The 21,798-nt window shown below is 53.3% G+C and carries 19 protein-coding genes; 2 read left to right on the top strand and 17 right to left on the bottom strand.

The window, feature by feature from the left end:
• From CUR33_RS07460 to CUR33_RS07410, 11 genes are all read right to left on the bottom strand, one after another.
• Positions 1-270 carry a VirB3 family type IV secretion system protein gene (locus CUR33_RS07460; RefSeq protein WP_289239178.1) on the bottom strand — a complete coding sequence of 90 codons (270 nt, stop codon included), beginning with the start codon at positions 268-270 and terminating at the stop codon, positions 1-3.
• Positions 267-644 (bottom strand): TrbC/VirB2 family protein, encoded by a 378-nt coding sequence (locus CUR33_RS07455; protein ID WP_289239177.1) that lies wholly within the window; start codon positions 642-644, stop codon positions 267-269. Before CUR33_RS07455 ends, CUR33_RS07460 begins: the two co-directional genes overlap by 4 nt.
• On the bottom strand, positions 641-1,669 hold the full coding sequence (trbB, locus tag CUR33_RS07450) for a P-type conjugative transfer ATPase TrbB (protein ID WP_448703150.1): 1,029 nt from the start codon (positions 1,667-1,669) through the stop codon (positions 641-643). The genes CUR33_RS07455 and trbB overlap by 4 nt, the downstream gene beginning before the upstream one ends.
• Complete coding sequence (locus CUR33_RS07445; RefSeq protein ID WP_289239176.1) at positions 1,666-2,127, bottom strand: CopG family transcriptional regulator; 462 nt, start codon at positions 2,125-2,127, stop codon at positions 1,666-1,668. Before CUR33_RS07445 ends, trbB begins: the two co-directional genes overlap by 4 nt.
• Positions 2,124-4,118 (bottom strand): conjugal transfer protein TraG, encoded by a 1,995-nt coding sequence (locus CUR33_RS07440; RefSeq protein WP_289239175.1) that lies wholly within the window; start codon positions 4,116-4,118, stop codon positions 2,124-2,126. The genes CUR33_RS07445 and CUR33_RS07440 overlap by 4 nt, the downstream gene beginning before the upstream one ends.
• A gap of 358 nt (positions 4,119-4,476) precedes the next feature.
• On the bottom strand, positions 4,477-4,740 hold the full coding sequence (locus CUR33_RS07435) for an EexN family lipoprotein (protein ID WP_289239174.1): 264 nt from the start codon (positions 4,738-4,740) through the stop codon (positions 4,477-4,479).
• A gap of 41 nt (positions 4,741-4,781) precedes the next feature.
• Positions 4,782-5,678 (bottom strand): LysR family transcriptional regulator, encoded by an 897-nt coding sequence (locus CUR33_RS07430; RefSeq protein ID WP_289239173.1) that lies wholly within the window; start codon positions 5,676-5,678, stop codon positions 4,782-4,784.
• Between the two features lie 139 nt (positions 5,679-5,817).
• Positions 5,818-6,636 (bottom strand): alpha/beta hydrolase, encoded by an 819-nt coding sequence (locus CUR33_RS07425; RefSeq protein WP_289239172.1) that lies wholly within the window; start codon positions 6,634-6,636, stop codon positions 5,818-5,820.
• 416 nt (positions 6,637-7,052) lie between these two features.
• Positions 7,053-9,551: a LuxR C-terminal-related transcriptional regulator gene (locus CUR33_RS07420; protein WP_289239171.1), complete on the bottom strand. Its 2,499-nt coding sequence runs from the start codon at positions 9,549-9,551 to the stop codon at positions 7,053-7,055.
• A gap of 160 nt (positions 9,552-9,711) precedes the next feature.
• The gene (locus tag CUR33_RS07415; RefSeq protein ID WP_354000944.1) at positions 9,712-11,070 is read right to left on the bottom strand and encodes a DUF1329 domain-containing protein; all 1,359 of its coding nucleotides are present in this window, start codon (positions 11,068-11,070) and stop codon (positions 9,712-9,714) included.
• 14 nt (positions 11,071-11,084) lie between these two features.
• A complete protein-coding gene (locus CUR33_RS07410) occupies positions 11,085-12,857 on the bottom strand; it encodes a DUF1302 domain-containing protein (protein WP_354000950.1) in 1,773 nt (590 codons plus the stop codon).
• A 255-nt stretch (positions 12,858-13,112) separates the two neighbouring features.
• On the opposite strand from CUR33_RS07410, the gene CUR33_RS07405 reads away from it, so the two are divergent.
• Both CUR33_RS07405 and CUR33_RS07400 read left to right on the top strand, forming a co-directional pair.
• Entirely contained in the window at positions 13,113-14,024 is a 912-nt protein-coding gene (locus CUR33_RS07405) for an alpha/beta hydrolase (RefSeq protein WP_289239170.1), read from the top strand.
• 105 nt (positions 14,025-14,129) lie between these two features.
• The gene (locus tag CUR33_RS07400) at positions 14,130-16,028 is read left to right on the top strand and encodes an acyl-CoA synthetase (RefSeq protein ID WP_448703149.1); all 1,899 of its coding nucleotides are present in this window, start codon (positions 14,130-14,132) and stop codon (positions 16,026-16,028) included.
• A gap of 294 nt (positions 16,029-16,322) precedes the next feature.
• On the opposite strand, the gene CUR33_RS07395 is transcribed toward CUR33_RS07400, so the two are convergent.
• The 6 genes from CUR33_RS07395 to CUR33_RS07370 all read right to left on the bottom strand — a co-directional run bounded on the left by CUR33_RS07395 (position 16,323) and on the right by CUR33_RS07370 (position 21,795).
• Positions 16,323-18,302 (bottom strand): relaxase/mobilization nuclease and DUF3363 domain-containing protein, encoded by a 1,980-nt coding sequence (locus CUR33_RS07395; protein WP_289239168.1) that lies wholly within the window; start codon positions 18,300-18,302, stop codon positions 16,323-16,325.
• Between the two features lie 441 nt (positions 18,303-18,743).
• A complete protein-coding gene (locus CUR33_RS07390) occupies positions 18,744-19,307 on the bottom strand; it encodes a S26 family signal peptidase (RefSeq protein WP_289239167.1) in 564 nt (187 codons plus the stop codon).
• Positions 19,304-19,813, bottom strand: coding sequence for a DUF2840 domain-containing protein (locus tag CUR33_RS07385; protein WP_289239517.1), 510 nt, complete (start codon positions 19,811-19,813; stop codon positions 19,304-19,306). Before CUR33_RS07385 ends, CUR33_RS07390 begins: the two co-directional genes overlap by 4 nt.
• 20 nt (positions 19,814-19,833) lie before the next feature.
• Positions 19,834-20,085 (bottom strand): chromosome partitioning protein ParB, encoded by a 252-nt coding sequence (locus tag CUR33_RS07380; protein ID WP_289239166.1) that lies wholly within the window; start codon positions 20,083-20,085, stop codon positions 19,834-19,836.
• The gene (gene parA, locus CUR33_RS07375; RefSeq protein ID WP_289239165.1) at positions 20,082-20,720 is read right to left on the bottom strand and encodes a ParA family partition ATPase; all 639 of its coding nucleotides are present in this window, start codon (positions 20,718-20,720) and stop codon (positions 20,082-20,084) included. Before parA ends, CUR33_RS07380 begins: the two co-directional genes overlap by 4 nt.
• 241 nt (positions 20,721-20,961) lie before the next feature.
• Positions 20,962-21,795 (bottom strand): replication initiator protein A, encoded by an 834-nt coding sequence (locus CUR33_RS07370; protein WP_289239164.1) that lies wholly within the window; start codon positions 21,793-21,795, stop codon positions 20,962-20,964.
• Positions 21,796-21,798: the final 3 nt, after the last annotated feature.

Genomic DNA, 21,798 nt, shown 5'->3' with positions numbered 1-21,798 from the left:
TCACACGTCCAGCAGCGGTTTGTGCTTGAGGTGCCGAGCAAACACCTGCATGAACTGCGGATCAACCCGCGCGCCCCAGACCGCGAGCGCATGACCAACCAGCCACAGCACCAGCCCCGGCAACCACAGTTGCAGGCCCAATCCAACGGCCGCAGCCAACGTACCGTTGGCAATGGCCACGGTGCGGGGTGCACCACCCATCAGGATCGGTTCGGTCAGCGAACGATGCAGCGGCACCTCGAAGCCCGGCAGGTCGTTTTCCGTGCTCATACGACCGCCCCGCCGGAGAAGCTGAAAAAGGACAGGAAGAACGAGGATGCGGCGAAGGCGATGCTCAAGCCGAAGACGATCTGGATCAGCTTGCGGAAGCCGCCCGAAGTATCGCCGAAGGCCAGCGCCAGCCCCGTGGCAATGATGATGATCACCGCCACGATGCGCGCGACCGGCCCCTGGATGGACTCGAGGATGGATTCGAGCGGCCCCTCCCAGGGCATCGAAGAGCCGGCCGCCCTCGCCGTACCGGCTGTCGTCAGCATGACGAAGGCTAGTAGAACCTCCTGCCGCACAAACCCGGCGAAGCGACTCAGGCAGCGCAAGACCGGATCTACGGAATAGCGGGAAACACGGGCGTCTGTCTGCATCATGGCAGCTCTCCAGGCGGGGGCGGGGGGAGGAAAAAAGGCGTGAGCTGGTCGTCCAGTGAACCACCTAGAGCATCCGCCAGGTGGTAACAGGCATCGTCGAAACCGGTCACGCGAGCGATGCCCGAGATACGACGCAGCCGGCCGCGACCAGCGATGGAGATCACTACATTGACCGCCTCGGCGATCAGTGCGCGCGGCGGGTTCATGGCCACCTCGAGCACCAATTGCTCTAGGCGAAGCAGTGCGCCCTGAGCGGAGCCGGCATGGATGGTGGCAATACCGCCCGGGTGGCCGGTGCCCCACACTTTGATGAGATCCAGCGCCTCGCCGCCGCGCACCTCGCCCACCACCACACGATCAGGACGTAACCGCATGGTGGCGCGTACCAGCTCACGCATGGACACCACACCCGCGCGGGTGCGTAGTGGTACGTGGTCGCGCGCGGTGCATTGCAGTTCGATGGTGTCTTCTAGCACCAGCACACGGTCACCGGTACTGGCGATCTCAGCTAGCAGCGCATTGGCCAGCGTCGTCTTGCCGGTACTTGTGCCGCCGGCAATCAAGATGTTCTTTCGCTCGCGTACCGCGCCGCGCAGAAACTCGGCTTGGGCGGCGGTCATCATCCCGTCCGCCACGTAGCGCTCCAACGGAATGACGCCCACAGCCCGTTTGCGCAGGGCGAAGGCCGGTCCCGGTGCGGCCGGTGGCAACACGCCTTCGAAGCGCTCGCCGGTTTCAGGTAGCTCAGCAGTCAGCAACGGTTGGCCACGATGCACTTCTGCGCCGACGTGAGCGGCCACCAGGCGGATGATGCGCTCGCCATCCGCCTCGGATAGCTCCATGCCCAGCGGCGCACGCCCCGATGACAGGCGATCCACCCACAATGTGCGGTCAGGGTTGAGCATTATCTCGACCACGTCCGGATCTTCGAGCGCGGCGGCGATCACCGGCCCCATCGCCGTGCGCAACATACGGATACGCCGATCCTGCGAGTCGGCGATGAACGATTGCGGCGCGGCGCTCATGAAGCTCGCTCCTGCGCTTCGCCTTGCACCGATTCATTCACACCCGGGCTATTCGGGTGCAATTCATCAACCACATCCCGCACTAGGCTACGGCCCCGCAGCAGGTGGCGACCGAGTTGTTCCACGAACTGCTCGAAGCGTGCCTTGCCCTGGGCCTTGGCCGCCTCCTGGTGCGCCTCGGGGACAGGCGTGCTGACCGTCAGGAAATAGCGCACGAACAACGCCAGCGTCTCGATCTCGATGGTCTGGTCGCGCTCGAGACGCTCGAACTGGCGTGACAGGCGATCCAGTCGCTTGGCGATGGCGACCTCGCGCTGGTCGCCAGCCTCCGACGACAGCCAGGAGGCCAGGGCCGCCGCGACGATGGAGGACTTGGACACACCTTTCTTGGCGGACAACTCGTCCAGGCGGCGTGCATGCTCGGGCTGGATAAACAGGTTGAGGCGGTACTGGCTCATAGCTGGACTCCGTCGTCGGGGTCAAGGGCAGCCAGCCGGACAACACGCTGCATGGCAGGATCGAACTGGCGAGGGAGAACTGGCTGCAGTTCGTCATCATCGAGTAGCGCCAGGTCGCTGCAGGCAGGCCCCTGCTCCGGGTTATAGACGACGGTATCGGACAGTTCGGGCTGACGCCGAGGCCCACCCTCTTCGACAGCGGCAGCCGAGTCATCGCCGAGCCCAGGGAACATTGGTGCTACCGGAACAGCCAAACCACTCCAATCATCCGTACGCACTGGCGGTGCGTCGGCATAGCGCCCACCTGCGAGAGCCGGCGGAGGAAGCACACGCCGCTTGAAGTTGGCATCGCTGTAATACCGCAGCTTCCTGGCCCGGATCGGCGCAACGCTGGACACCATCACCACCGCCTCGTCCGGCGGCAACTGCATGACTTCCCCCGGCGTCAACAGCGGCCGCGCCGTTTCCTGACGCGACACCATCAGGTGCCCCAGCCACGGTGCGAGGCGATGGCCCGCATAGTTGCGCTGTGCACGCAGTTCCGTGGCGGTACCCAGCGTCTCAGAAATACGCTTGGCCGTGCGCTCGTCGTTGGTGGCGAACGTCACCCGCACATGGCAGTTGTCCAGGATGGAATGGTTCTGCCCGTAGGCCTTGTCGATCTGGTTAAGCGACTGCGAAATCAGAAATGCACGCAGGCCGTAGCCGGCCATGAACGCCAGCGCCGACTCGAAGAAGTCCAGCCGACCCAGCGCAGGAAACTCGTCGAGCATCAGCAGCAAGGTGTGCCGCCGCTCTATCCCATCGCTGCCGTCAAGTGATTCGGTGAGGCGCCGGCCGATCTGGTTGAGGATCAGGCGGATCAGCGGCTTGGTGCGGCTGATATCCGAAGGCGGCACTACCAGATACAGCGAAACCGGATGTTTGGCAGCGATCAGGTCGGCGATGCGCCAGTCGCAATGCGAGGTCACCTGCGCTACCGTGGGATCGCGGTACAGGCCAAGGAACGACATGGCGGTGCTCAGCACCCCCGAGCGTTCGTTCTCGCTCTTGTTCATCACCTCGCGGGCGGCGGATGCCACCACCGGATGCGCTCCGTCGCCCAAATGCCGCGTCGTCATCATCCGGTGCAGCGTCACCTCGAACGGACATTCCGGGTCGCTCAGGAAGTTGGCGACACCACGCAACGTCTTGTCCTCGCTGGCGTAGAGCACGTGCAGGATGGCGCCGACCAGCAAAGCGTGCGAGGTCTTCTCCCAATGGTTGCGGCGCTCCAGCGCGCCCTCCGGATCCACCAGGATGTCGGCGATGTTTTGCACATCGCGCACCTCATGCGCCCCTCGACGCACCTCCAGCAATGGGTTGTAGGCAGCCGAATGTGGATCGGTAGGGTTGAACAACAGGCAGTGCGAGAAACGCGAACGCCAACCTGCGGTGAGGTTCCAGTTTTCGCCCTTGATGTCGTGGATGACGGCGGAAGCTGGCCAACTCAGCAGCGTGGGAACCACCAGGCCCACCCCCTTTCCCGATCGAGTCGGTGCGAAAGCCAGGACATGTTCCGGCCCATCGTGGCGCAAGTACTGATCGTCATGTCGCCCAAGGAAGACACCGGCCGGCCGATCCAGGCCCGCCGAATGAATGTCAGCAGCCTCGGCCCAGCGCGCCGAGCCATAGGTCGTGACCAGACGCGACTGACGCGCCCGCCAGACTGACATAGCGATGGCGACGCCCACAGCTACCATGCCGCTGGCAGCGGCGATGGCACCACCGGTATCGAAAATCTGTGGGGCATATGCACCGAAAAAGAACCACCAGTCGAACAGCCGCCAGGGGTAATAGACCGGCGTACCGAAGCAGTCGAACCAGGGCGGGCCCAGGCGTACCTGATGGCCCAGGGCGACGGCTGTCCATTGCGTGGCACCCCACACGCCTGTGATCACGATGCCGAAAACGGCGGCGATCTGTCCGAACAGCACATTCGTCCCTTGCATGTCCCAGCTCCGACTCCCCTAGAAATGCAACCCAGAATACTGGCTGCAGTGTCGAGATTCGGTGTCGGGTCAGTGCTGGTCAAAGACCTTTATCGGGACAAAACTGGACTGGAGCGCATCAATTCATGCAAGGGCGAAAGGAGGAAAACCGCCGCAAGTCAGAACGTATTGCGTACTGCGGGAACAGACGGCTGAACGCTGCCGCTTTACTTCCTGCAACCTGAATCTTGGTCCTGACCTTGCCGAACGCAGGGCTAGGGTTTGGCCACAGTCTTCCAAGAGACTCCTCTGCGGAGAGGGTGCCGCTGCCCCTTCGGGGCCTCTATTCATGCCCCGACATCCGCGCTTTTTCACACGGTTAGAACCTGGGCGGTTCATCTGAAGGCGTATAGGGCACCATCCCATCACCATAGAATCGTTTGCGGGTGGCTTCGGCAACGCGACTGCACAACTGGTTACCCAGCTCGTCTCGATCCAGCTTGCACTGTTGGCGCAGTTTTTTCAGCGTATCAGGATCGGCGGCCAGCTCATCTACCGAAGGTATCCTTGGCGCTACCTGCGTATCGGGTTCACCACAGGCAGCCAGGGACAGAACACAAAGTATCACTAAATATTTCCGCATTGCTCAAGCCCCTCCAAATGCTCTGTGTAATATCGATGCCCCTAAGTCACCTCAACGGATTCGATGGCCTGTACCCGCTGGATGATCCGACTCAACGCCTGCGGAGACTCACGCATCGGATGCAAAAGATAAGTCGTCAGCAGCGGGCACACTCCTGCCAGGGGGCGACCTATTACCCCTGGCACCCTGCCGGCCGCAATGCTCGATTCCCCCGTCAAACCCAGCGCAAACCCCGCAGCCACGAGCGCCATCATAAGATCGCAAGTGGATACTTGTTCCGCGACCAGAGGCTCCGAGCCGGTTTGGCGCAAAAAACGTTCGACTTGGCGAGCGTGCCCTTCACAAACTTCTGGGTCGCAGAGGACCAGTGGGTAGCGCAGTAACTCTTCAACCGGAATTCGCTTGTACGACAAGATCGGATGTCGTGCAGGCACCGCCACCATCAGTGGCTCGCTCCAGGCCGGAGTGGCAATGATGCCATCGCCAACATCACTCGATTGAGCAAAGCCTGCGTCATACAGATCATCGAGCAACCCCTTGATCTGCTTGGTCAGAGTAACTTCAAACAGGCGAATCTCGACTTCCGGCTCCTCCTCTCGACAGAGCGCTAGGAAAGAGGAAAAGCGTGAAGGAGAGATTCCATCTGAAAGCGCTATCCGCAGCTGGCTGCGAAACCCATTCGTAGCGGCTTTCACACTATCGCGCGCCTGCTGCAGCGCAGTGAAGACACGTGGCACATGCTCCAAGAACAACCGACCAGCGTGCGTAAGTTTCGTGCTTCGCGTGGTTCTCAAGAACAGCTGCGTACCCAGTTCCTCCTCCAACTCCTTGATTGCACGCGACAGGGGTGATTGTTCGATATGCAACCGTTCAGCTGCACGCGCAAAGTGCAACTCCTCGGCAACTGCAAGGAAGCAGCGAAGATGTCGTAGTTCCATTAGACCTCGCTCCCCATGAGTCTTAAAATGGAGTAAGGGGAAAAACAAAGAAATCAGCCCTGACCTTGCCAGAATGAGCTCTATATAAAATCCTCCTGGCATCTAATTACAGCTAGATCTAGTCGCTGAGGAATCTACACTAAGATGGATCAATACTGGACGAACCGTATGCTTGATGCTCTACGTGGCTAACAACATCAACAAGCCAGCGATCGATATGACACATCACAGCCTCAACATATCGACCAACAATCAGAAGATGGCCACAAGACGGCAGTTCAACATACCGCCCATTTCTATAGAGAGCCGCTGTCTGACGAGCAATTCGTGGATTGACAGTACGATCATCTTCGCCACATAGCACAAGAACTGGAGCGCAGATCTCTTTTGGGTCTAGTCGAGCTGCATGATTCCGATCAAGAAACCAGAAAACCATCTGAAAATAAACTCTTCCAGAGTCAGCACAAAGCTGACTGAAGTGCTCGCGCTGAATAATAAGGGGCTGCCGATTAGCAATACCTTTTTCCCATGTTTTCCAATTTGGAGGGAATAATGGCTTGCGCCAGAACCCCCAACGTAGAAAATAGCGCGCGAAAATTCTCAGAGCCCAAGGATACGCACCGAATATTGGAGGTATAGGCCCAGGCGCAAGTAAAACAAGTGCTTTATGTCTGCAGCGAGCTGCAACTAGCTGAGCTAGAAGCCCTCCGAGCGAATGGCCTACAATAATTGGCACGGAGTCAAGAGACTGAACAAAAGTACAAAGATCATCCACATAATCTTGCAAACCAACATTACCTATTAGTAGTGCTCCTTCCTCCAATGGCAGGTCATGATGACGCAAAACTGGGGTGTGCACAGTGAACCCTCGACACCTAAACTCGTCCGCCATTTGACGCCATATCTGGTCATTAGCCCAAGTACCATGAATAAGCACGATATGATTATGACAATTCATCTTTCAGCGCCCTTACAGAGAAATACAGCCATGAACAAAGTCTTCACTTCCTCACTCCACATTCTAATCAGTAATAAAATCATAAAAAGCACGCAAACTGTAAAAACAGCTCAATCAACGCGACAAAATAAATAGAACTTCAAAAAACATACCTTAAGAAACAAAGGAAATATCAGGTAAGTTTTCAAACAAGCAACACAAGCAACACAAGCACCCTTAAACCTAAACACATCCTAAATACTTACATATCGGAGAAAATAAAAATTATTTATCCCAACAAAATCCTCAAGCGAAAAACATAGCACGAACATATTGTAGCGATGATATTAAAACAAATTACACGCACACCCACGCAACTCAAGAGAGCATGCATGAATTAATACGAGCACTAAATACAGACAACATCTACAAACTAATTATAGCAAGCCAAGAGATTTTGCCTTCGATACAGCTTGAGTTCTACGCTTGACTTCTAGTTTCAAACTTAAACGCTGGACATGACTTTTAACTGTATACAAAGATATATACATACGATCTGCAATCTCTTGATTCGACAACCCCTCTTCGATACAACGGAGAACTTCAATTTCTCTGTTACTCAAAAGTCCACCGGAATTTTTTGCAACGGCTAGACGAAATAACTTAGGAAGATTTCGCTGCAGATACTCAAGAGGCAACCGATAGTCGAGGACAAGACACTTCTCTATTGATTTAACTATCAAGGACTCCGCTAATGACTCGTCCCCCCTCACAAGGGCTAGCTCTGCGCGAAGAATCTCCGAGTCACAATAAGCTATCAAAAATCCCAGAGCCTTAGCTTCATTTGAAATTAGAACTAGACGCTGATCAGCACTTTCATAGAGACCAAGCTTAAGCTCGACGCGAGCCAATAATCGCCTTGTCTCATAAAGAAAATCTGCTTTCTCGAAAGCTTGCACAAGAAAGTTTGGCTCTCCATGGCGCTTGATAATCTCTTCAAGAAGCGATTGCGCCTTGATAAACTCTCCGGATTCGATAAATATAGCGGCTTGACTCTGATCAAGAATACTTCTGTACACACTCTCTGCAACACCATTATCGCGCAACCAACGCTCTGCCTGACCAAGCAAATCAGTAGCTTGAATTGGATGCCCATCAAGCAAAGCCAAATTAGCCAAGCCAACCAAACCATGAAAACTAATCGAATCAGCATTTGATAATCCGAGTTGATAACCATCTGCAAACTGCTCCCGAGACAATTTCAGGTTACCTAACCGGAAGTTAATATATGCCTGACGCACTACAAGCCGTGACCGAATTGCTGATCGAGCAGCTAAACTAGAGTCCAAAAGAAGAAGCTGGCGCTCGATGACTTGCAGCGCAGAGTTTAAATCGCCATGGCTTTCAAAATTAAGCGCTTGATATAATTGAATAGCACTTTCCGCCACTACATTGCCTGTATATTGAGCAACCTTCATAGCCGATTTAATATTTGCATCTGCTTCGACTAGCTCTCCACAAAATAGTTGTTGCTGAATCAACGTCGACCAGCACGCAAGCTGGAAAGGCCAGTCCACAAAGGTCAGGTTATCCAACGCTTCAAGACAATATTGGCGAGACTTCAAACTATCACCAGTGTTATGAGCCGCAACACCTAAAATTGCCTGACAACAGGCCAATAATCGCTTCTGCTCGACAGCATCTGGTGTTGGTAGAAATTTTGCTATTGCATCTAAACAATTGATCGCACGCTCTGGCCGGGAAGCAATTGCAAAAGTGAAGGAAAATATCATTACTAACCGCGGCGTACTCTCTAACAAGTCAGAAGGAAGCCTTTCTCGATAACTAATAACTTTTGATATAGCTTGCTCATTCAAAAGTTGAGCTTCTGTAAAACTTTCTAAAAGACTGGCTGCAACTTCAAATTGCTCTGCAAGGACAGCTTGATCAATTGCTAACCTAAGCTCTCCACATTGGATGAAATACTGACATGCCAACCTATGACAAGTGCGCAACTCACTTGGCGTGTTTATTTTCCTGAAAATTTCCGCAGCGACAGGCGAAACTTGCTTCCAATTAGGGCCAGCACTTGACGTCTCAACAAATGCACCACCATCAGATAGGACCTCTATAATTGAGCGAGACGAATATTCACCAAAAATATAAGAGCATAGACCTTCATCAAAAGCGCTGAAATGGACAAGTGTTAACAACCAGGAGCGTGCCTCTGGCGAAAGCCTATCAAAAACTTCATGACGGAGATATTCAACGAGCAGTGCATCAGAATTCACACCTGACATAAAATTAAAAGCAACGGCCGCACACCAACCTTGCGTAGAGTCAAACACCTCTTGTGCTTTAACCGATTGATGTTTAGACAATAAGCGAAATTCAACTACTTCGTCTAACGTAAACCTTAGAAGGGCAACACTTACCTCAAGCAAATCCCCCTGCAGCAACAGTCGAGGGACATTACATAACGGCCGCCTTCTAGAACTTATCCACCATTGGATATTATTGGCATGTAACGCCAAAAGCCGTCCAACCGCGGAATCAAAGTCTCGGTCCACGGCGCGCGGGAAGTCATCCAGCATTATCCAAAGCTTTGTTCGTTGCTGCATAAGCAGAGCCTCAACGGCAACCTCGTCCCACAGTTCAACACTAGGATCAATAACGTAGCCAATACGCTGAAGCAGATCAGAAAAAGCTATGGATCGCCCGTAGAGCGAGACCCATGCTATTTGAACTCCACTAGCACGGGCAAGACTGGCCATTATAGTTGTCTTTCCATACCCCGCCGGAGCATGCAGTAAAATTACTCGACTTGAAGACTCTTGCAATATTTGTGACAGCACCGCTCTCTGCAGATGAGGCTGCGGAACTTTAGGAAGCCCACCTAAGGGATCGGTAGATGGCATATTTAAATTACTGGACATGAGACTCTCGAGAAAAAATTAATACATCACGACCACCAGATACAAAGCAAATCAATACTTAGTCAATCTTGAATATTAAAGCGAAACTTAAAAACATAAAACAACTAAAATATAGCATAAAACAGCAGAGCCGCCAGCACGGAAGCCCTGCTAATTTGACCTAACGAACTCCCATAGTACGCAGAGCCGCCGGAGTAAAATCCTTCTTTGAAGAGGTATAACTGAAGTCGTAAGCAACAGGTTGCTCATTGGTCAACGAGTTCACAGCATAACGACCAGCAATAAGGTCATATATAACCTCTGGAGTTTGAAAACTGGTTTGCGCTTCATAGAAATACTGCAAATGGGCTTCACCGACACGCCACAGAGTACCGCGCCCGTCATAATGGTCTGCAGTAGACATCGTCCAAGTATCCTCATCAATGAACATATGACGCTTCGCATACACATGACGCGAACCATCCTTCAGGGTTGCTATTACCTCCCAAACTCGGTGTAGTTCATATCGAAGATACTCTGGATTGAGATGTCCAGGCTGAATTAAAGTCTTGTAATCAACATCAGGAGAGCCTGCACGGTAGCTGTTATATGGAATGTACAACTCTCTTTTACCGACTAACTTCCAGTCATAGCGATCAGGTGAGCCATTAAATAACTCTAGACCATCTGATGTTTTCATTCCATCAGAACCAACACCCGGCGAATCGTAGGAAATCTGTGGTGCTCGGCGCACACGGCGCTGGCCAGCATTGTATACCCAAGCCATCCGCGGCTCTTTTACTTGGTTGAGTGTTTCATGCACTAAATAGACATTACCAGCAAGACGAGCAGGCCCTGTTATTTGAGACATATAATAGAACAGAATATTACTAGACTCTGAAGCATTGTAATCAGCTAACTGATCACGATAAGCAAAAACCTCAACATTATTGGTAGGAACATACTGGCCATTGGCTTGAGGAACAATGGTCGTAGTAAATCGCTTCATCTTCCCCCCTCGATATCGAGCAATGTGATTCCAAATCACTTCCAACCCCGATTGAGGAATTGGAAAAGGAATAGCAGATTTGAAGTTCTGCACGCCATTTCCACCTTCAACAAGGTTTGCCGTAAGAGCGTTCTCTTTAATGTCATTAGCCAGAAAATCGGGCAACCCGGCGGTGCGGTGAGATGCATAGATGGGCATCTTAAATGTTTCAGGATAGCGACTGAATAAAGCAACCTGTCCTGGCGAAAGCTTGTCTATGTATTGCTTATAATTTTTTGAATCAATCACAAACAAAGGCTTTTCAGACGCAAATGGGTCATCACGAAACCCATTTTTAGTTTTGCCAGCATTCTTTGGAAGCCCCCCTACCCACTCAGGAATTGTTCCTTCCAAGTTCCCTGCCACCTCAGCACCCAAAGGAGTTAACCCCCCCCCCAGCTTAGCAGCATCAACAGCACTAACAGATCCAAATGCAGTAGACACTGCAGTGCAGAGCATCAATGAACCAACAGTGACTTTGAGAAAATTCATAATATTGAAATCCTTTAAAAGGTTAAACCAAAAGTCACCGAAAGAAAGTCTCGATCTGTCTGGTTATTATATTTCCCACCAAAAAAATCGGTATAACTAATAGCTGCTGTGTAAGTATTAAGATAGTCAGCACTAAGACCCACGCTAACTGCCTTATTCCCCTCATTGAAATTTGGTCCATAGCCTTCAACATCATGTGACCAAGCAATGTTTGGGACCAAATTCACACCAGCAATTACATTGCTGTATTCAAGATTTGCGCGAAGACGATAACCCCATGAATTTTTTGTATAAAAACCGTCAGAATTACAATCATCCGGCCTACTGTTTAGTAAAGTCTGACAGACATTAGGGCCTAAAAGAGAATTCTGTGTATACTCTCCGGAACCATACACGGCATCTCGGCCGAACCTAACTTTATCGCCTTCGCCTTCACCAATATCAGCAATATTGTTATATCCAACTTCACCCACTACAGCTAGCCGGCCGGCACCAAGTACATTATCAAATATCTGTGTTACTGCTAACTGTGCTTGTGTTACGGGCTTACGCTGATAGCCCGAAAGACGATCACCTGGAACGCCTGAACTTGCCAGCTGAGTAGGTAAAAGCGCGCCACCGTTGAAAGTAGTAGCCAGTAGATCTGTTGAGTTTATTTGTAACGGCTGGTTTGGGCGATAACTTATCTCCCCAGCCACGCTAGCGCTGCCAACATTGGTTTGAATGCTGACACCGTATAAGCGAATGTCCTCCGGATATTCAAGCATATACCCCGCGCTACCAGCGCCAAATGCCGGAGAGGCAAATGGATTAGCTGTGCTTATCGTAGTACTTACGTAAGGTGTACGACTATGGTAATTCAGCGCATACAAAGCAAACTCAGAGCTGTTTAGCTCCTCAGCAAACCAGCGAAGAGCGACACCGTACTGCCCCTGATCACGTGCATCTCGGTCTCCCAGCCTGGGAACAAATATGTAACTTGGATCGTTGCGATTGAAATCACTTCCACCGGCAGCCAGTCCTGTTGTGCAACCGTCTGCCGCGCCGTCTGAGGTTGAGAAGAATGTACCGCAATTATCTACTACAGTTTGATCCCATTCTAGTTGATAGAACAACTCAGCCGACAGACTGTCAGTTAGGCTTTGGGATAGATAAAACATATTTACCGGAATTAAGCCCTCCTTGATCTCTGCACCAGGACGACGAAAAGCAGCAACATCGATAGGATTGATTGCATTTATACCGTTTTGGATAAATACACTCTCCCCCCAACTTACCACTTGCTTGCCAAGTCGCACAGACCCTGGAAGATCACCGAGGCTGTAGTTGTGATATATGAAAGCATCAAGAAACTCAAACCCTGAGGATTGCGCGCCGACCTTGCGATTGCTGTCATCAATATCGTATAGCAGACGACTCTCATCTTTTAATTCAAAGTCATACCAGTATTTACCACGAACAAAAATTCCAGTATCACCATACTTGAGGTCTAAATCATGTATTCCTTTAAATATTTTTGAGAAGGTTTTTCCTTTTTTAAAGTTGAGCCTGCCATCATCAGCAGTAATAGAGCTGCCACGCCCTCCATTACTCAAGCCAACTAGGTCACGATCAGCAGATCTCACTGCCCAGCTCGCACCTATAGAGATACTGCTATCAAATTGGCCTTCTACCTCGCCAAAAGTGAAGGACACCGCCTGAGCTGTTGATGCACTCATTAGCGCAGTAAAATACACGAGGGGACGAAGTGTAAATGTATCTCGACATTTTGATATTTTTGTTTTCATTTTTGAATGTATCTCGCCATCAGACTCTGTGTGGAAGTACACGCAGTGATAATAACGACGGATATTTTTCAAGCGGAAGTATCCTAAAGCACCAATATCGATAACGCGCAGACAGTAGTTCAAAAGCACTAGTGCCTAATAAATGCCTAGCTAGAGCGGTCGCTAAGCTACGAATTCTTGCGTACTTAGGAGGGATTCTTGATGAAGTTGAGATATTGTACTGTCTGAACCCCGCAACTGTACGAGATTAGCTTTATGCCTAGCATTCGCAGCTTCTTAATACGCCTCTATATTAAGCATTCGTTAAAAAAAATAGCTGGCTTATCTTTCCTTGAAGCCCGAAAACTGAGAGACGAGTCAGGCGACATTTTCAAAATTGCCCCTGGCGTTTCAAAAGTAGATATATTAATTAACACTTTCAAAGCAGAATGGCTTATTCCCGATAATGAAATATCAGATTCAGCCATTCTATACTTACATGGTGGCGCTTATGTTTTAGGTTCCCTAAGAACTCATCGCGGACTAGCCTCACACATCGCCAAAGCAGGGCGAACCCGAGTTCTTCTAATTGATTATAGACTTGCTCCAGAGAATCCCTACCCTGCTGCCTTGGACGACGCACTTACTGCATATAAATGGATACAGGAAACCACTGGCTTACCCACCAATCGAATAATAATTGCAGGCGACTCGGCTGGTGGCGGCTTGGCATTAGCAACGGCCATACGCCTTAGAGAATCTGGACAAGCTCTTCCTAGAGCACTTATTTGTCTATCACCTTGGACTGATCTTACTTTTAGCGGAACATCAATAAATTCACAATTGAAGCAGGATCCGTTTTTCTCAAGCACTGATCAGCTACAAATGGCGGCGAGCGCTTATGCTGGTGAGCATGACTTATCGAACCCGGAAATATCGCCACGACTTGCAAACTACCAGGGACTTCCTGAAATATTTATACAAGTGGGGTCGGATGAAATATTACTCAGCGACTCGATTGACTTAGTTTCAATTGCTCAAAAAAGCGGGACCAAAATCAGCGTAGACGTATGGCCTGGAATGTGGCATGTCTGGCAAGTATTTCATGGAGTAATGCCAGAATCTAAAAAAGCTATTGAATCTATAGGTGAAAAAATAAAATTCTTTCTCGATGACAGCCACCGCTAGCAAACGCGAGAAAACTTAATATTTATAGAAGAACTTTATATAATTCTAGAATCTCACAAAGATTCTACCAATTCGCCTATATTATTAAAAATAAAAGAGCATATCTTGGCCATGAGAAACCTTCAAGACGTAACCAATTTTGAAGCAACACCACTTGAAAATCACAATTTATCCGATAGCACTTACTCTGCATTAATGCACTGCGCAAACACGCATGGAGACAAGCCTGCATTAACATTCTTCACCAACAGCTCAAACCTCAAATCAAGTTACACATGGAGTTATAGAGAACTTTTCTCTGACATAACACGCGCTGCAAATGTATTTAGCAGCTTATCGATTAAAGACAGCGATGTCATTGCATTCATCCTCCCAAACCTCCCAGAAACACACTTCACAATCTGGGGAGGCGAGGCAGCAGGCAGAGTAATGGCTATTAACCCTCTATTTGATGCCGAGCAAATTACTGAGTTACTAAATACGGCAAAAGCAAAAATCGTTGTCACTCTGGCACCAACACCCGGCAGCGACATATGGGAGAAAGTTGAAAGCCAATTAGATAAACTTCATACTATCCGGGATATTATCTGGGTTGGAATGGAGCCCTACTCAGACGAAAAATTTAAACTTTATTTACATGGGCTTGCGCAACGCGCTCTATTACTCAATCAAAGCCACAATATATATAACCTACGCTCATTAATGAAGGACCAACCTAGCAACCACCTTATCAACAAAAGAGTAATTAACGAACACGACCAATCATCTCTTTTTTGCACAGGCGGCACCACCGGGCTACCTAAAATAGCTATAAGAACACACGGCAATGAGGTATTTAACGCCTGGGCTATTGCAAATAGTATTTCCCCACTGCAACCTGGAACAGTAATTTTCTGTGGCCTACCTCTCTTCCACGTAAATGCCCAGCTTGTGACTGGTCTCATGCCCTGGACACATGGTTTCCACGTTATTATTGGAACGCCGCAAGGTTACCGTGGCGATGGCGTATTGAATAAATTCTGGGATATTGTTGACCACTTTAAAATCAACCTATTCTCTGGCGTACCAACTATATTCTCCGCACTCCTAGACAACCCACCCACCACCCAATGCCTTAAATCCTTACAGTATGCTATATGCGGCGCAGCCCCAATGCCTGTTGAATTACTTCGTGAGTTTGAGTCAAAGATTGGCGTGAAGATATTGGAAGGATATGGCCTCACAGAGGGAACTTGTGTATCTTCATTGAATCCGGTACATGGCGAAAAACGTATCGGTTCTATTGGGATCCGCTTACCTTATCAAAATATAAAGGCCGTAGTACTAAGCGAAGAAGGCAATTACATACGCGACAGCATGACCAATGAAGTCGGCATCATTGCAATTCAAGGCCCGAATGTATTCACCGGCTATCTTAACCGTAGTCATAACCATGGCATATGGATTGATATTGATGGCCAACTTTGGTTCAACACAGGCGATCTAGGCCGGCAAGATGTAGACGGCTATTTTTGGCTTACAGGACGCAAGAAAGATATAATCATTCGTGGCGGACATAATATTGACCCAAAGATGATCGAAGAAACCCTTCAGACTCATCCGGCAGTGGCATTAGCTGCTGCAATTGGCAGTCCAGATGCCTACGCGGGCGAAGTGCCAGTTGTATATGTACAATTAAGTAACGGACACAACATAACACCTGAAAAACTGATGAAATATGCATCACAAAACATACCCGAACGTGCTGCCGTACCAAAGCGTATTGAAATACTCGAATCATTACCATTAACACCTGTTGGAAAAATATTTAAACCCGCACTACAACATATTGAAATTAAGCGCGTCATTTATCATGAAGCGTTATCCGCGGGATTTGATTCCATTCAAGTTGACGTTAGGCAAGATCCAAAGAGAGGAAATTTGGCACTGATAAAATCTCACCCAAACCAAGCTAAACTAGCTAGCAGCCTAGGCAAATACAACATACAAATTGAGTGGGTTTAGATATCAGAAGAATAACTTGCACGCATCATTATTATAAAATTTAGTAACGCCATCGGCGTTACTAAATAACCAAAGGTAAACACAGCACACCCATATATAGAGCCTTTGCCTGCCTCTTAAACATTAAAACAACTTATACAACAGGAAGCCGTGAAAATATTTTAATTAATTCAACTTAGGCGAAGTACTGCTGAATACATTTAGGATGGACTGAAAAGTCCTGCCTCCCAAGAATCAGCCGAGTAACTAAGCGGACTGCAGGCCAGTGGCCTCAATAATCGTTACTCAGGCCCCTTAAACTCCGTGACTTGCCGACCGACCAACTTCCCATGAAACACAACCTGCACGTACTTTGGCAGCGATCACCTGCCCTAAGCTCCGTTCAATAACGTGCGTCCACGGCACTAGGCTAAATCCCTTAGCGTCGCACAGCACAGCGTAACGTCCGCTGGCGAGCATGACGCTTCGCCGGTAGATGCCAGCTACTCGCTGTCCCTCATGTACAGGTCGATGCTCCAGCCCGGTTTCGGCGGTGATCTCCTGAGCGGCCTGGATCAACTCCCGATTACGCAGGGTTGTCAGCAGGTTGCGCACCAGTATCACTCGCTGGCCTTGCCTCTCTGCCAGGCCATGCTCGACCAGGAAGTCGGCACGCTGCTGAATGGCCTGCCTCACCTCACCAGCAAATCCGAGGTCAGCCAATCCTCGCGCGCCCCCGATCAGTTGCTGGTCGAGCCAAGTGGCACCCATAACGCGAGCCTGACGCTCAATCGACAGGTGAGATTTCAGATCCAAAACCACCCCTCCCTGGCGCTCAACGTCGTACTGACGGCCACGCTCGGGCAAGTCATCTGGCACTCTCCATAACCCCTCGGCCAGGCGTTCCACGATGCCAGCCCGACGCAAAGCTTCTAGCCGACGAACGTGAACGGCCACCACTTGCTGCGGATCGCGTCCAGTCGGTGTCAACCCCCTGGCAACCGCCAGGTGATGGTCTGTGCGGTACAAGCCGTCACTCGCCAGAGTGGCGATGGTGCGGTCAGCAGCACGTATCTCAGTTGAGCCGCGCACCCCAACCACTGATCCTATGGGGTAATTCACCAACTCGTCACCAGCATTGAGCGCAACGTAGTGGGCCTTGCCGTCGATCCCATCGATGACCAAATAGCCCCGGTCGCGCAGCTCATCGGCCAGCCCCTTGGCGGTCACCCGGCCGATCAAGGTGTGCCCCTCCTCACACGGCTCGAACACCGCCAGCTCACGCGGCAGGCTACTCATGGCGCGCTGAAGGGTTCGGATGATGTCGCCTCGCTCGCCCAAGGTACGCAAGGTCTTCTCCGCATCGCCTTGGACCACCCAAACGCCTGGGCGAACTTCTTCGGCAAGCCCCATGCGCTGCAGATATTGCAGACGACCGATCAGCAGCAGGCGTTGGCGCTGTAACCGCGACTCGTTGAGGTGTTTGATCTGCAGCAGTCCATTGTCGCCGGCCTCACGCAGCAAGGTGCGATCCAGGCTTGTCCAGCGATCCTGTTCCACCTCGCGCTGCAAGGTCTGCTGGATCTCCATCTCGGTGCGAAGCCCCAACCATTCGGTGGCGAGTTCAGCGGCACGATGGCGGAAGCCTTGGGCGATATAGTCCCCGGCGATGATGAGATCCTTGCCGGTATCATCGTGCCCGCGCACGACAATATGGGTATGCGGGTTGTCGGTGTTCCAGTGATCCACCGCCACCCAGTCCAGACGCGTGCCCAGGTCGGCCTCCAGGCGCCCCATCAGCTGCCGGGTGTAGGTGCGTAAGTCGTCCAGTTCGACACCGTCCTCAGGTGCGACGATGAAGCGGAAATGGTGCCGATCGCCGACACAGCGATCTCTGAAAGCACCAAGGTCAGCATCGTCCGCCTGCTGCCCATAGGCCCTACCCGGTTCACCATCGCGACCGGCACCGTCTCGCTCAATGTAGCGCAGGTGCTTGGCCAGGGATTGCGGGCTGGCCTGGCGCTGGTTGACCAGCAAGGTCTTGATGGTCACCCGGCGTGAAAATGACGTGAGCGAGGCACCCGCGAAGCGCGCCGCGGTGTGGCCACGCCCCAGGCGCGAGCCGGGACGCTGGCCAGTGTGGTGACCCTTGCCACTGGCCAGTGACGGCCGACGCACAGCCGATTTCCCACCCGCCTTGCCGACCTGCTTGATCACTTTGGAAATGAAGCCCTGGTCGCGGTTCTTCGGCGCACTAGGGCGTACGCGAAAGTCGTCATCACGGCGATCGGTCATAACTGTGCCCTCGGCAAGTCAGGGCGCGGCGTGGCGTGGCGTATGAAGCACATAGGCATACCGGCATCGGCGCGCATAGCACGCCGTATACGGCACGGTGAACGGGCAGCGCTGTGCCGCTCCGCTCCCGCGTGCAGACTGGCGTTACGGGCGTCCAAGTGCCGCCCCCTTTTGTCTTGCCTTCCGCTTTTGCCTGTCGCGTGTGCCCCAGGCTCCAGCGACCAGGCGATGCAGTGCTGCTACCAGCCAGTCCGCTGGCGAATGCTATGACGGCAGCTGACCAAGCGCGTTCGAGGCAAGACGCATGCACGTCGGCTTCTTGCCCCGGAGGGTGCGCAAAACACAGAGCGAATTCACTCAAGCTGCATGCTCGACGACACAACTGCGGCACGCATGACGACATGCCAAATGACGCGGCGACGTGCAACGAATCAGCACCCATCATCGGTCCTCCTCCAACCAGAGTGGATGCGCAACGCCGAGCACCGAAAATGCGCCAACCGGCCCAAAATAACGACTGTCGAACGACGCCGTATTGGTCGTGCTCAGCAGGAACAACTCGCCAGGATGAAGCCGACGACAGCCCGGCCAGGCCTGCAATGGCCGGCCCAACTGGTCAACACGCAACGCGACAGCCACCGGCACGCCGTCGATGCGCACGCTCCCGCCCGCGACGCACACTTCTTGCGGTGCCACCGCGCCCACGCGCTTGAGCAGTGGGATGGATATCGGCAGGTAGCCGCGTTGAGCGGCAAGTGCAGCGGCGGCATCCGGCAGCCGGATCATCACGAGGCTGCCAACCGGCAGCAAGTCGGTCCGCAGACCTGCTGGATCGACGCGATACCAGCCGACTGGCACGCTATCCGAAGCGTTGTAGATGACTCGGGGATCGGGTTGCACGAAGGACGCACTGACGAGCGCAGCAAGACTGCAGACAGACAACCCTATCTGTACAAGACGAGCGCACCGACGCGAGCGAGAACGCAGGACGGTGCCGATACTCATGACCGCGCCCTCCCTGCCAACCAGGCAGCATGACGTTCGGTGGTGTACGCCGGTAGTGGTAAGCGCGCGTCGAGCCGGTTGCCCAGCGTACGCCAATACGCGGACGAAACGGCAGCCGGCGAGATACCCAGCGCCTCTATCGCATCGATCTGCGCTAGCACGGCGCGCACGGCAGGTTCACCCTCGACGTGCAGCTGCAGCTGTGCGCCAGGCAGTACACCAGGAATGCGCTGCGCCACGTCCAGGGGTGTGCAGGCCTGCATCACCATGAGCTGCCAACGGACCACACCGTAGTTGTTGGCTTGCCAGCGGATACGGCAGAAGACGGCACCCGGCAAGAACACCGCGACTCGTCGCCAGTGGTCGAGACTGGTGATGCACGCAGGCTCACCGAAGCGCAGGTAGAGCTTGATGCGCCGCTCCATATCGGCGAGCGACACGCGGGTCAGCTGCGTTGCGTCGGTCTGCTCGGCGAGCACTGCATGCGGTGGCAGATGTACAGGCATGGACACCGAAGGCTGAACGTTCATAGCGTGTTCTCCGGGAACTCGCGGTCCAACAACGCTCGCAGTAGATCTGCGACCGTCACACCCTGGGTGAACGCCGAAACCTTGATGCGGGCGCGCATAGCAGGCGTGATGTCGAGGGTCAGGCGCGCGGTGAAGAGGTCACTCTTCTGCAGACCACCGATGTCTCCCTGGCGAACCCATGCCTCGGCGTGCGGATTCGCTGGCGGACGCAAGCCGATGGTCGTGCGCTTACCGCGCTCGCGGGTCATACCGTCCACCGCAGCAACTCATCGGTCAGCGCGGAGATTTCGCGCGCGGCAGCGCTATCCGGAGCCATCTCGCGGGCAAGCCGCCCTGAAGCCACGCTGTCAGCGAAGACGATGCGCTGGCGCACCTCCGCACGCAGCGTCGGCAAAGGCTGCTCGGTCAAAGTCTCACGCGCCTCACGGCCGATAATGGTGGTGCTAACGCGCCGATTGATGACGAAGGCCGCCGCTAGCTGCGGCCGGAACACCTGCGCCTCGCGGATCAGCGCGACCATCTCGGCGCTGGCCCACAAGTCGTAAGGGCTGGGCTGCACAGGAATCAGCACACGCTCGGCCGCCAACAACGCGGAGCGCGCCAGGCCGGCGATGCGCGGTGGCCCGTCGATAACCACGTGATCGGCGCGGCGGGCCAGCTCAGGCGCTTCCTGGTGCAGGGTTTCTCGGGATAGGCCCACGGCACTGAAAAGACGTGGTAAGCCCTGCTGGACACGCCGCTGCGTCCAGTCAAGAACCGAACCCTGCGGGTCGGCGTCCAGCAGGACAACATGCTGGCCGCGCATCGCCAGCTCGCCGGCAATGTGCGTGGCGAGCGTGGTTTTGCCGACACCGCCTTTCTGGTTGAGCACGGCAATGATCATGACACGACCCTCCCTGTTGGGAAGCCGGCAGGGTCGTGCCGTATCGCAGTTATCCACCGAAACGGCGCGCTTTTACAAGAAGTTAGAGCTTTTAGGTTAGAGAAGTTAAGGGTGGCTGTAGCTCTTGCTGGCTCTGGTCTGTAGGCGATTTCGCACGCCTGATGGCACGATAGAGACACGCCCGATAGCACGATACCCCGCACGCCTGATAGCACGGGTCCTTCCACAGGTTTTACCGAGACTATCCCCGTGCCGTAACCGACACAGGCCGGAACGTCAGCAGTTCCGTGGCGCTCTCCGGTATCCGCTCGATACCGAGCACGTAGCCGGGCAGCGACTGCCGCGCGACCAGGGTGCGCAGATCGCAAGCGAAGTCGTAGGGCCGCGCCATGCTGCCCGACTTGCGGTGCAGGTATCGGAAATCGAACTGCCAACCTTCCGGTTGCTTGCCTCCATGCTTGCGCACTAGGCGATACAGCCAGCGCTCGATGCCTCCGGTGAGCCGGAAGTACGCAGGGTCGATGGTCAGCACCAGGGCGGCGTCCATCACGCCCGCGTAGAACCAGTCCGGTAGGATCAGCTCGATGCCCAGCGGCATGCCGCGAGCGTCGGCTAGCTCCTTCCATTCGTTGATCCAAGAGAAACGATGCAGGCGCCGCCCGCTCGTCTCGCGAATCGACGTAGCCACCGTGGTCGACTGCAGACGATCCAAAGCAGCCTTCAGCCGCTGGTAGTCGCGCAGCGACACCCCGCGCCCGATGAAGCGCAGGATCTCGTAGGGTGTGGCGCGCATCAGCCGCGAGGGCTGCAAACCAGCATCGCGCGCCTCGACGATCTGGCTGGCAGCCCAAATCAGCACGTCGGCATCCCAGATTGTGGCAATACCGTGCTCCAGTGTGCCTTCCACGCGTACGGTGACGCCGCTGGCGCGGAAGTCGATCGGCGTAGTACGCCGCGACTTGGCCAGTGAGAAGAACGGGTAGGCCATTAAGTCCTGGCTGTCGCGCGGAGCCATGCTCCCCGGCAGGGCGCGAAACAAGTCGAGTTGCTGCCGCTCCGGTGAGGGGCTGGACATGGC

Source organism: Pseudomonas sp. FEMGT703P, assembly GCF_002786345.1.
Lineage (GTDB): Bacteria > Pseudomonadota > Gammaproteobacteria > Pseudomonadales > Pseudomonadaceae > Aquipseudomonas > Aquipseudomonas peli.
The sequence above is the reverse complement of the archived record's forward strand: the minus strand, read 5'-3'. Positions and strand labels throughout refer to the sequence as shown.

What these genes read in the sequence shown, in the direction of transcription:
- trbB (WP_448703150.1), bottom strand. Translation starts at nt 1,669, where the DNA reads ATGAGCGCCGCGCCGCAATCGTTCATCGCCGACTCGCAGGATCGGCGT.
- CUR33_RS07445 (WP_289239176.1), bottom strand. Translation starts at nt 2,127, where the DNA reads ATGAGCCAGTACCGCCTCAACCTGTTTATCCAGCCCGAGCATGCACGC.
- CUR33_RS07385 (WP_289239517.1), bottom strand. Translation starts at nt 19,813, where the DNA reads ATGCCTGTACATCTGCCACCGCATGCAGTGCTCGCCGAGCAGACCGAC.
- CUR33_RS07455 (WP_289239177.1), bottom strand. Translation starts at nt 644, where the DNA reads ATGATGCAGACAGACGCCCGTGTTTCCCGCTATTCCGTAGATCCGGTC.
- parA (WP_289239165.1), bottom strand. Translation starts at nt 20,720, where the DNA reads ATGATCATTGCCGTGCTCAACCAGAAAGGCGGTGTCGGCAAAACCACG.
- CUR33_RS07430 (WP_289239173.1), bottom strand. Translation starts at nt 5,678, where the DNA reads ATGGAACTACGACATCTTCGCTGCTTCCTTGCAGTTGCCGAGGAGTTG.
- CUR33_RS07370 (WP_289239164.1), bottom strand. Translation starts at nt 21,795, where the DNA reads ATGTCCAGCCCCTCACCGGAGCGGCAGCAACTCGACTTGTTTCGCGCC.
- CUR33_RS07410 (WP_354000950.1), bottom strand. Translation starts at nt 12,857, where the DNA reads ATGAAAACAAAAATATCAAAATGTCGAGATACATTTACACTTCGTCCC.
- CUR33_RS07395 (WP_289239168.1), bottom strand. Translation starts at nt 18,302, where the DNA reads ATGACCGATCGCCGTGATGACGACTTTCGCGTACGCCCTAGTGCGCCG.
- CUR33_RS07460 (WP_289239178.1), bottom strand. Translation starts at nt 270, where the DNA reads ATGAGCACGGAAAACGACCTGCCGGGCTTCGAGGTGCCGCTGCATCGT.
- CUR33_RS07390 (WP_289239167.1), bottom strand. Translation starts at nt 19,307, where the DNA reads ATGAGTATCGGCACCGTCCTGCGTTCTCGCTCGCGTCGGTGCGCTCGT.
- CUR33_RS07415 (WP_354000944.1), bottom strand. Translation starts at nt 11,070, where the DNA reads ATGAATTTTCTCAAAGTCACTGTTGGTTCATTGATGCTCTGCACTGCA.
- CUR33_RS07435 (WP_289239174.1), bottom strand. Translation starts at nt 4,740, where the DNA reads ATGCGGAAATATTTAGTGATACTTTGTGTTCTGTCCCTGGCTGCCTGT.
- CUR33_RS07405 (WP_289239170.1), top strand. Translation starts at nt 13,113, where the DNA reads ATGCCTAGCATTCGCAGCTTCTTAATACGCCTCTATATTAAGCATTCG.
- CUR33_RS07420 (WP_289239171.1), bottom strand. Translation starts at nt 9,551, where the DNA reads ATGTCCAGTAATTTAAATATGCCATCTACCGATCCCTTAGGTGGGCTT.
- CUR33_RS07380 (WP_289239166.1), bottom strand. Translation starts at nt 20,085, where the DNA reads ATGACCCGCGAGCGCGGTAAGCGCACGACCATCGGCTTGCGTCCGCCA.
- CUR33_RS07440 (WP_289239175.1), bottom strand. Translation starts at nt 4,118, where the DNA reads ATGCAAGGGACGAATGTGCTGTTCGGACAGATCGCCGCCGTTTTCGGC.
- CUR33_RS07425 (WP_289239172.1), bottom strand. Translation starts at nt 6,636, where the DNA reads ATGAATTGTCATAATCATATCGTGCTTATTCATGGTACTTGGGCTAAT.